The 9,455-nt window shown below is 63.7% G+C and carries 8 protein-coding genes and 1 pseudogene; 8 read left to right on the forward strand and 1 reads right to left on the reverse strand.

From position 1 onward, the window contains the following. On the forward strand, window positions 1-1,410 hold the full coding sequence (locus EOA13_RS19980) for a pyruvate dehydrogenase complex dihydrolipoamide acetyltransferase (protein ID WP_127295220.1): 1,410 nt from the start codon (window positions 1-3) through the stop codon (window positions 1,408-1,410). Window positions 1,411-1,523: 113 nt separating this feature from the next. After that, window positions 1,524-1,892 carry a hypothetical protein gene (locus tag EOA13_RS19985; protein ID WP_127295222.1) on the forward strand — a complete coding sequence of 123 codons (369 nt, stop codon included), beginning with the start codon at window positions 1,524-1,526 and terminating at the stop codon, window positions 1,890-1,892. A 29-nt stretch (window positions 1,893-1,921) separates the two neighbouring features. Here EOA13_RS19985 and EOA13_RS19990 read toward each other — a convergent pair whose 3' ends face one another. Then, complete coding sequence (locus EOA13_RS19990) at window positions 1,922-2,893, reverse strand: sugar-binding domain-containing protein (protein WP_127295224.1); 972 nt, start codon at window positions 2,891-2,893, stop codon at window positions 1,922-1,924. 257 nt (window positions 2,894-3,150) lie between these two features. Here EOA13_RS19990 and EOA13_RS19995 point away from each other — a divergent pair, with 257 nt between their 5' ends. The 6 genes and pseudogenes from EOA13_RS19995 to EOA13_RS20020 all read left to right on the forward strand — a co-directional run. Continuing rightward, window positions 3,151-4,137 carry an ABC transporter substrate-binding protein gene (locus EOA13_RS19995; protein WP_127295226.1) on the forward strand — a complete coding sequence of 329 codons (987 nt, stop codon included), beginning with the start codon at window positions 3,151-3,153 and terminating at the stop codon, window positions 4,135-4,137. Between the two features lie 88 nt (window positions 4,138-4,225). Beyond that, window positions 4,226-5,929 carry an iron ABC transporter permease gene (locus EOA13_RS20000; protein ID WP_127295228.1) on the forward strand — a complete coding sequence of 568 codons (1,704 nt, stop codon included), beginning with the start codon at window positions 4,226-4,228 and terminating at the stop codon, window positions 5,927-5,929. Beyond that, window positions 5,917-6,996 carry an ABC transporter ATP-binding protein gene (locus tag EOA13_RS20005; RefSeq protein ID WP_127295230.1) on the forward strand — a complete coding sequence of 360 codons (1,080 nt, stop codon included), beginning with the start codon at window positions 5,917-5,919 and terminating at the stop codon, window positions 6,994-6,996. Before EOA13_RS20000 ends, EOA13_RS20005 begins: the two co-directional genes overlap by 13 nt. After that, a complete protein-coding gene (locus tag EOA13_RS20010; RefSeq protein WP_127295244.1) occupies window positions 6,996-8,162 on the forward strand; it encodes an MBL fold metallo-hydrolase in 1,167 nt (388 codons plus the stop codon). The genes EOA13_RS20005 and EOA13_RS20010 overlap by 1 nt, the downstream gene beginning before the upstream one ends. Further along, window positions 8,159-8,917, forward strand: a complete 759-nt coding sequence (locus EOA13_RS20015) for a 5'/3'-nucleotidase SurE (protein WP_127295232.1) — start codon at window positions 8,159-8,161, stop codon at window positions 8,915-8,917. The genes EOA13_RS20010 and EOA13_RS20015 overlap by 4 nt, the downstream gene beginning before the upstream one ends. Window positions 8,918-9,025: 108 nt before the next feature. Beyond that, window positions 9,026-9,455, forward strand: a pseudogene (locus EOA13_RS20020) (hypothetical protein); the annotation flags it as partial.

Genomic DNA, 9,455 nt, shown 5'->3' on the forward strand with positions numbered 1-9,455 from the left:
ATGCCGACCGAAGTCATTCTTCCCAAGGTCGACATGGACATGGCGACCGGACAGATCTCGCGCTGGTTCGCCGAGGAGGGCGCGCACGTCAAGAAGGGCGATGTGCTGTTCGAGATCGAGACCGACAAGGCGGCGATGGAGATCGACGCGCCGGCCAGCGGCGTCCTGCGCGATGTCACCGGCAAGGAAGGTGTCGATATCGCGGTCGGCGCTGCTGTCGCCTGGATTTATGCCGACGGTGAAAGCTATGCGCCAATCTCCCCCCTCGAGGGGGAGATGTCGACGAAGTCGACAGAGGGGGTTGTCTCAGGAGGCACCGCCCTTGAGCCGCGTCCGGTCGAACCGACCCCATCCGACCGGCCTGCGGCCGGCCACCCTCCTCTCGAGGGGGAGGGGAGGACCCGCGCGACACCTTTGGCACGGCGCTTGGCTCGAAAGGCAGGCCTGAACCTCTCCGGCATATCCGGCACAGGCCCATACGGCCGCGTTGTAAAAGCCGATATCGACGCTGCACTTTCCTTCCCCCTCGAGGGGGAAGTGTCCGCGAAGCGGACGGAGGGGGCCCTCTCAGAAGGCACCGCCCAATCCAGCACCTCCCTTGCGCCGAGTCCAGTCGAGCCGACCCCACCCGACCGGCCGTTGGCCGGCCACCCTCCCCTCAAGGGGGAGGGGGACGTGCTTCGTTTGTTCGAAACGGGCTCCTACGAGCTCGTCCCGCATGACAATATGCGCAAGACCATTGCGCGCCGCCTGGCCGAGGCCAAGACCACCATCCCGCATTTCTACCTGACGCTCGACTGCGAGCTCGATGCGCTCTTGGCGCTGCGCACGCAAATCAATGCGGTTGCCCCGGTGAAGAAGACCGATAAGGGCGACGCTCCGGCCTACAAGCTGTCGGTCAACGACATGGTCATCAAGGCCATGGCGATGGCGCTGAAGGCGGTGCCCGATGCCAATGCCTCATGGACGGAAAGCGCCATGGTCAAGCACAAGCATGCCGATGTCGGCGTTGCCGTGTCGATCCCGGGCGGGCTGATCACGCCGATCATTCGGCATGCCGACGAAAAGACGCTGTCCACCATCTCCAACGAGATGAAGGATCTGGCCAGCCGTGCGCGCAGCCGCAAGCTGAAGCCGGAAGAGTATCAGGGCGGCACCACGGCGGTGTCCAACCTCGGCATGTTCGGCATCAAGGATTTTGCCGCCGTCATCAACCCGCCGCATGCGACCATCCTGGCCGTCGGCGCCGGCGAGGAGCGGGCGGTGGTCAAGAACGGCGAGATCAAAATCGCCACCGTGATGTCGGTGACGCTGTCGACCGACCATCGCGCCGTCGACGGTGCGCTGGGTGCCGAACTGCTGGTCGCCTTCAAGCGCCTGATCGAGAACCCGATGGGCATGCTGGTTTAGGTCCTGTCGGGAGCCGGTACCAAATCATGCGCCGGCTCACAAACAGAAACGACTTGTCAGGCGCCAACCCTTGACCCATGTTCTATCTGGACTGCGACCCAGGGAGGCCAAATATGCCTGCATTCGACCCGTCTGACGTCAAAACCCTGTTCGGCAAGGTCATGGGCGCGTCGCCATCCGACATCAAGCTTGTGGCGCAGCGCCTGCACGATCATGCCTTCGAGCCGCGCATGTCGGCGCAGGAGACCAGGCAGCTTGTCGCCAGCCTCGGCTATGACAGCCTGGATGCGTTCTGCGCCGATATCGGCCTGCCCACGCACATCGCCGAGCGCTGGAGCCGTTTTGGCGTTTCCGGCGAGATGAAGCAGGTGTTCACGCTGCTGGCGGCGCAGCGCAAGCGGGTGGCCGAGGCGATCGCCGAATTCGAATCCATGACCCATGTCGGCGTCGAGGACTTTTTGCGCGAGCGCGGACTCATCTAGCGGGAAACACCGGGGCCAGTCGAACCGGCTCAGCCGCCCTTGGCAAGCAGCGCCGTGGCGGTATCGCTGTCGGTGATCAGCACGTTGGTGTCGACGGCTTTCAGCGCGGCGAGGATCGCCGCGACCTTTCGCTTGCCGCCCGCGGCGAGAACCACGTTCGGCACGTTGCTGACCACATCGAGATCGATGGCCATGACGCGGCTGTTGACCTCGTGGTCGACCAGCCCGCCGGCGGCATCGACGAAATAGCACAGCATGTTGGCAACCGCGCCCTTTGCTTTCAGCGGAGCGATCAGCGATGACGGCACGATGCCGTGCCGGAAGATGGTGGCGTCGGGCGACATGTCGCCGACGGTGAGCAGCGCGATGTCGGCGGCGGCCGCGCGTTGGCGTACATCCTGCAGGGTCGGCTGCGCCCAGAGGAGATCGCGCAGCGAGGAATTGTCGACCGTCACCGGCGCGGTGATCTGATAGCTGTCGACCTCGAAGACATCGGCGACCTTGGCAGCAACGATGGATGGATTGATCCATTGCGAGTGCGGCAGGCTGCCGACGAGCGCCACCACGCAGGCACGCTTCAATTGCCGGCGAGCAAGGAAGCCGAAGCTGGCATGCAGGGTCGCGCCGCCACCGATCGCCAGCGTCATGCCGTCCTGCATCTGCTCGCCGAGATAGGCCGCGACGGCATGGCCGATAGCCTTCTCCAGATGGTCATGCGCCGAAGGCGTCGGGATGACGACGGCGGCATTCAGACCCCAGCGCTTTTCCAGTTCCCGCTCGAGCGCCACCTGCCCGGCGGTCGGTGCGTTGATCATGGTGACGACAATGCCCTCGGCGGTGCAGGAGGCCAGCGTACGCATGACCTTCACCCTGGAAACATCGAGCTTTTCGGCGATCTGTTCCTGGGTAAAACCTTCGACATAGTAGAGCCATGCCGTCTTGACGTTAAGGTCCGACGAGACCATCGGCAGGCGAGCCTGTCTGGGTTTTTCTGTGGTCATCGGTTTCTGTCCCTCATGAGCCGTGGCCTGATCGGTGCTCATCAAGGAAACACCGGCCAGATGTCAATCGATGCCGATCGCAGGCGCGTCGATTGTCGCACAGTTTTGTTCATTTGTAATTGACATCGTACATATGAACATATTTTGTGGGTTTCACGCGCTGTGTCATCCACCAGTCATATGCGCCGTGCAGGGAGGAAGAGACGGGGAGCCGGCCAGAGCCGGACCGGTCATGCACAGAAAGACAGGAGGTCTCATTGAAGACGAACTTCATCAAGCTGCTGGCCAGCCAGCTGGCGCTCGCGGCAACTTTGTTTGCTGGCGTGGCAAACGCCGAAACACTGACTCTCTACACATCCCAGCCGGAAGCCGACGCGGCCAAGACCGTGGATGCCTTCAAGAAGGCGCAGCCGGGTATCGATGTGAATATCTATCGCTCCGGAACGAGCGATATCCTGACCAAGATGGCGGCCGAGTTTGCCGCCGGCAGCCCGCAGCCCGATGTGCTTTTGATCGCTGACGCGGTCTCAATGGAGCTGTTGAAGAAGGACGACCGGCTGCTGCCCTATCCCGAGGCAAAGCTCGACGGCATCGAAGCGGATGCCTATGATGCCGACAAGACCTATTTCGGCAGCAAGCTGATCACCACCGGCATCGTCTACAACACCGCGGCGACCGAGAAGCCGCAGCATTGGGCCGATCTTGCCAAGCCCGCCTATGCAGATGGCCTGGTCATGCCGAGCCCGCTCTATTCGGGTGCCGCCGCCTACCTGCTTTCAGGCTTCGTCGGCGATACCAATTATGGCTGGGATTTCTTCCAGAAGCTGAAGACCAACAACACCGTCAGCGTGCGCGGCAATGGTGCGGTGCTGAAGTCGGTGGCATCGGGCGAGAAGCCCTATGGCATCCTTGTCGACTTCATGGCGATGAACGCCAAGAAGAAGGGTTCCCCGGTCGAGTTCGTGTTCCCCTCGGAAGGTGTGCCGGCAGTGACCGAACCGGTCGCCATCATGAAGACCGCCAGGAACGTCGACGGCGCCAAGAAGTTCGTCGACTTCATTCTTTCCGATGACGGCCAGAAGCTTGCGCTTTCGATGGGCTATCTGCCGGCGCGCGCCTCGGTCGGCCGCCCCGAATGGCTGCCGGAAGGCATCAAGGTCAAGGTGATGTCGTTCGACACCAAGGCAATCGTCGCCAAGACCGACGCCGACAAGGCGAAGTTCTCGGAACTGTTCGGCGGCTGAGCCGGCAATCCAGTCGGCATGCCCCCCTAGCGGCATGCCGACTGCGAAACCAGAGCGCATCGGCTGATCGATCCCAGGAAAAGCAATCATGTCAACACGGATCAGGGAAAGCCGGGGCCAGGAAATGGTCCTGACGGCGGCGGTGGCCATCGTCATCGTCCTGCTTTCGCTGTTGCCGATGCTGCGCCTGATCAAGGAAATCGTGGCACCCGGCGGCACGCTGTCGACCGTCGCGATAAAGGCGGGGCTCGTCAGTCCGGCGACCTGGATCGCCACCTGGCACACACTGGTCGTCGGTATCGGCGGCACCCTGCTTGCGGTGCTGTCGGGAACGCTGGTGGCCGTCCTCGTCACTCTGACCGATATCCGCGCTCGCAGCGCCATGGTGCTCTGTTACGTCATGCCCCTGATGATCGCGCCGCAGGTGACGGCGCTTGCCTGGCTGCAGCTGTTCGGCCCGGCAAGCCCGTTCCTCAAGCTGTTCGGAGCGGCACCGCCGCTCGGGACCAGGAACCCGCTCTATTCCACCTCGGGCATCATCCTGCTGCTCGGCGTGCAGTATGGCCCGCTGGTCTTCCTGCTGGTGCGCGCCGGCCTGCGCAAGCTGCCGCGCGAACTGATCGAAGCAGCGCGGGCGGGCGGTGCCGGCTGGTTCACCGTGCTGGTCACCATCGTGCTGCCGTTGATGACGCCCTCGATCATGGCCGCCGCCGCACTTGCCTTCGTCTCCTGCGTCGGCAATTTCGGCATTCCGGCCTTTCTAGGCATTCCCGCCAACTATCTCGTGCTGCCGACGCTGATCTATCAGAAGCTGGCCGGCGGCGGCCCCGCCGTGCTCGGCGAAACCGCATTCCTGTCGGTGCTGATCGGTATCATCGCCATGGCGGGCATCCTCGCCCAGGAGATCATGAGCCGCCGCCGCGACTATCGCATCAGCTCCACGTCGCTTGCCGCCGAACCATACGAACTCGGCCGCTGGCGGCCCGCCGTGCAGGCCGGCATGTGGCTGCTGATCATCGTGGTGCTGTTCCTGCCGCTGTTCGGGCTGGTTCTGACATCGCTGGTGCCGGGCTACGGCATCGCGCTCACCGCCAAGACGGCAACCTTCGACAATTATCGCTTCGTGCTGTTCGAGCATGATGCCGCCAGTCGCGCCTTCTTCAACAGCTTCTGGCTGTCGATCGCGGCTGCCTTCTTCGCGGTCCTGGTCGCCGTGCCGATCGGCTATCTGATCGCCTGGGGCAAGCAGCGCTGGGTGCGGCTGCTCAATCTGTCGGTGGAACTGCCCTATGCTCTGCCCGGTGTGGTGCTGGCGATCGCCTCGCTGCTCATGTTCCTGCGGCCGATCCCGCTGACCGGCATCCAGCTCTACAACACGGTCTGGATCATCCTCTACGCCTACATCGCCCGCTTCCTGGTGCTGGCGCTGCGGCCAACCATTAGCGGCTATCACCAGATCGACCGGGCGCTGGAGGAGGCTGCGCAAGTGGCCGGCGCCGGGCTGTTCACCCGCATGCGCACGATCATCTTTCCCCTGGTGGCACCGGCGGCGATCGCCGGTGGCCTGCTGATCTTCATGACGGCCTTAAGCGAACTTACCGTTTCGGCACTGCTGTGGTCGTCGGGCTCGGAAACGATCGGCGTGGTGATGTTCTCCTTCGAGCAGGGCGGCGATTCCAACTATGCGGCGGCGATGTCCGTCATCACCGTGGCGGTCACTTTCGTGCTGATGCTGGTGACCAATCTGCTTGCCCCCTACCTTCCGACCGGAGTGCTGCCATGGCGCGATTGAGCCTGGACAATGTGACCAAGAGCTTCGCCAATTTCGATGCCGTCAAGGACGTGTCGATCGACGTCGCCGACGGCGAGTTCCTGGCAGTGCTCGGCCCTTCCGGCTGCGGCAAGACGACGTTGCTGAGGCTCGTCGCCGGATTCGAGAAAGTGACGTCGGGCGAAATCCGCATCGGCAGCGAGGTCGTGTCGGGCAAGGGCGGCAGCGTCGCGCCGGAAAAGCGGCGCGTCGGCATCGTCTTCCAGAACTATGCGCTGTGGCCGCATATGACGGTGGCCGAGAACATCGGCTATTCGCTGAAGGTGGCAAAGCTCGACAAGGCCGTCGGCCGCCGGAAGGTTGAAGACGCACTGGCCCTTGTCAATCTGCAAGGGCTGGGCGAGCGTCGGCCGGCCAATCTTTCCGGCGGCCAGCGCCAGCGCGTCGCGCTGGCGCGCTGCCTTGTCGCCGCGCCCTCGCTGGTGCTGTTCGATGAGCCGCTCGCCAATCTCGACGTGCATCTGAGGGCATCGATGGAGGACGAGTTCGCATCCTTTCACAAGCGCACAGGCACCACTATCGTCTACATCACCCATGATCAGGCCGAGGCGATGGCATTGGCCGACCGCATCGCGGTGATGGATGGCGGGCGCCTTGCCCAGCTGGCGACGCCGCGCGAGCTCTATCATGAGCCGGCAAATAAAATGGTCGCATCCTTCATTTCGCAAGGCATTTTGCTGCCCGTCGACGTGCTGAGCGCGGAGCAGGCGGGCCACTGCAAGGTCCGGGTTCTCGGGACTGAACTGATTGTCCGCTGCCGGCCAGGCGAGCGGCCGCGCGCTGGCGCCAAGATCTGCTGCCGGTCAGCCGATCTCGACGTTTCGCCGGATGGCCCCGGCTTCGATGGCCTGGTCAAGCGGGTGATCTATCAGGGTGGCTCGGCGCGTATCGAATTCACGCCTTCGACCAGTCCCGACATCACCTTGCACTTCGAACAGCCCGACCCAGTCATGCTGGAAAGCGGGTCCCGGGCGCGTCTGCGCATAAGGTCCGGCTGGCTGATCCCGGCGGTGGGGGCGGCATCGTGATGATGCTCGACCTGCTCGGCGGCTTTGGCGAAAAGGGCCGCACCAGTCTTGCTGTGAGCAGCGGCAAGGATCGCATCCTGCTCGATGTCGGCATCAAGGTCGGCGCCTCGGGGGCGGACTACTATCCGGCGCTGAACGGGTCGGCCGCCGACATCGATGCGCTGTTCGTCTCGCACGCGCATGAGGATCATGTCGGCGCGCTGAGCTGGCTGCTGTCGCGCGGCTATGCCGGCCCGATTTTCATGACGGCGGGGACCCGCAATGAGGCGCCTGCCACGCTCGCCGGCTATGCTGAGCCCGAGGATTTCAGGCGGTTCCCTTTTCCCGAAGATCGCATCGAATTGTTCGAACCCGGCGATACGTTGAACAGCGGCAACCTCACGATCCGGACGGGACGCTCCGGGCATGTGGTGGGCGGCGTCTGGTTTGCCGTGAACGATGGCGAGAGCCGCGTTGCCTATTCGGCCGACGTGGTGCCGGACAGCAATGTCTTCGTCATGGACACGATCCCGCACTGCGACCTGCTTGTCCTCGATGCTTCCTATGGCGCCGATCCGGTGCCGGGGGCGGCGCGGGCGCTCGAAATATCGCAGTGGGTTGCGAGGCATTCGGGCGGGTGTCTTTTGCCGACGCCGCTCTCGGGTCGGTCGCTGGAGCTGATCGCGGCCTTGCCTGGGCCGTTCGCGATCCATGCCGGCATGCGTTCGTCGCTGGAAGCGCAGATCGGCGCCACCGCATCCCTGTTGCCAGGTGTCTCAGAACTCTTGCTTCGCCGCCTGCAAGACGCAGCCGACTGGACCGATGCCGATCCCCTGCCGCCAATGCCGTTGCTGGCGGATGACGGTATGGGTGAGGCCGGCCCGTCGTCGCGCCTCTTGCCGCGTGCCGACCATTCCGGTTTTCCGGTGCTGCTTACCGGCCATCTGCCGTCAGGCTCGCAGGGCGATCTGTTGCACAAGGCCGGCCGGGCGGACTGGGTGCGCATGCCGACCCATCCGACGCTGTCGGGCAATGTCGACATCTGGGAAAGGGCCGGCCGTCCCGCCGCACTCGGTCATTCCTGCACGCCGGACCTTCTCGGCGATCTGCAAACCCACATCCCGTCGCTGCGCACGCAGTGCCGCACCGGCCAGCGCATAGTGGTGTCGGAGGCAAGAAAACGATGAGAATTCTGATCTGCAACGACGACGGCAGCGAAGCGCCGGGGCTTGCCCGTCTGGTCAATGCGGCCAGCGCGTTGAGCGACGATGTCTGGGTGGTCGCGCCCGACGGCAAGCGCACCGCTGCCAGCTCGTCATTAACGATTGCCAGGCCGTTGACCATGCGGCGCGTCAAGCCGAACTGGTACTCCTGTTCCGGCACCCCGGCCGATTGCGTGGTAAGCGCTATGACCTGGCTGTTTGCCGATTCCGAGAAACCGGGCCTTGTGCTGTCGGGCGTCAACGATGGCCGCAACGTTGCCGAGGACCTTGCCTATTCCGGAACGCTCGGCATTGCGCGGGAGGCGACTTTCTGGGGCGTTCCAGCCATCGGCTTCTCCCGCGTGAAGAATCCTGATTTCACCGATGGCGACGACCAATGGCTTGGCGCGCTGATCGCTTCATTGTGGCAATCGCGCGCCGACTGGGCCGCTGAGGGTCATTGGCTGAGCATCAACCTGCCGACCTTGCTGCCGGCCGAAATCCGACAGCCGCGCATCGGTCGCGACAAGATCGCCCGCAGAGCCGAAATCGTTGAAAGCGACGGCGATCGCACTGTCATCACGGTGCCGCGCGGTCGGGCTCATGACAGCCAGCCGGGCGACGAGAACGAGGCGATCGATGCCGGCTTCATCAGCATCAACCGGCTGAACTGGTTTGGCGAGACACGGCTGGACGAACGGTTTCTGGACGGGATCGCGCGCCAGCGGCAAACTGGCTGACCTGGGGTCTGCGCGTCGTCATCCGATCACCAACCTGTCAGCGGTTAAATCAAGCCAATCCACTACCTATGCTTGAAGCCGCCGCTATTTCATTCCACATCGGTGCGGATGAAGGGCGAAACAGGAGAACGGCGGCGGCATCTGCTGTGGGCTTTGCCCGCATCGCTGATCCTGCATGCGCTCATCGCGGCGTTTCTGGTCTATGGCCTGCCGAGACAAGAGCAGCAGCCGGCTCAGCAGGAACAGCCCGTCAATGTCGCGATCGTGCCGCCACCCGAGAAGCCCAAGCCGAAACCTGCTCCAAAGCCACCGGAGCCGACACCTGAAAAGAAGGCTGAAAAGCCGCCTGAACAAAAGCCGCCTCCGGAACCGCCGAAACCGCCAGACGACCAGGTTCTGAAGCGCGTTTTCCAGTACGGCCAGAAAGATACCGGGCCGGAGAAATCGCTCGACGGAAGCAGCGCTAAACCCAACACGCCGTCGCCGGCCAAGGATGAGGCGGCGAAGCCGCCTGTAGCACCGACACCCGCGCCGACCC

The sequence above is a fragment of the Mesorhizobium sp. M7A.F.Ca.US.011.01.1.1 genome, from assembly GCF_003998295.1.
GTDB lineage: Bacteria > Pseudomonadota > Alphaproteobacteria > Rhizobiales > Rhizobiaceae > Mesorhizobium.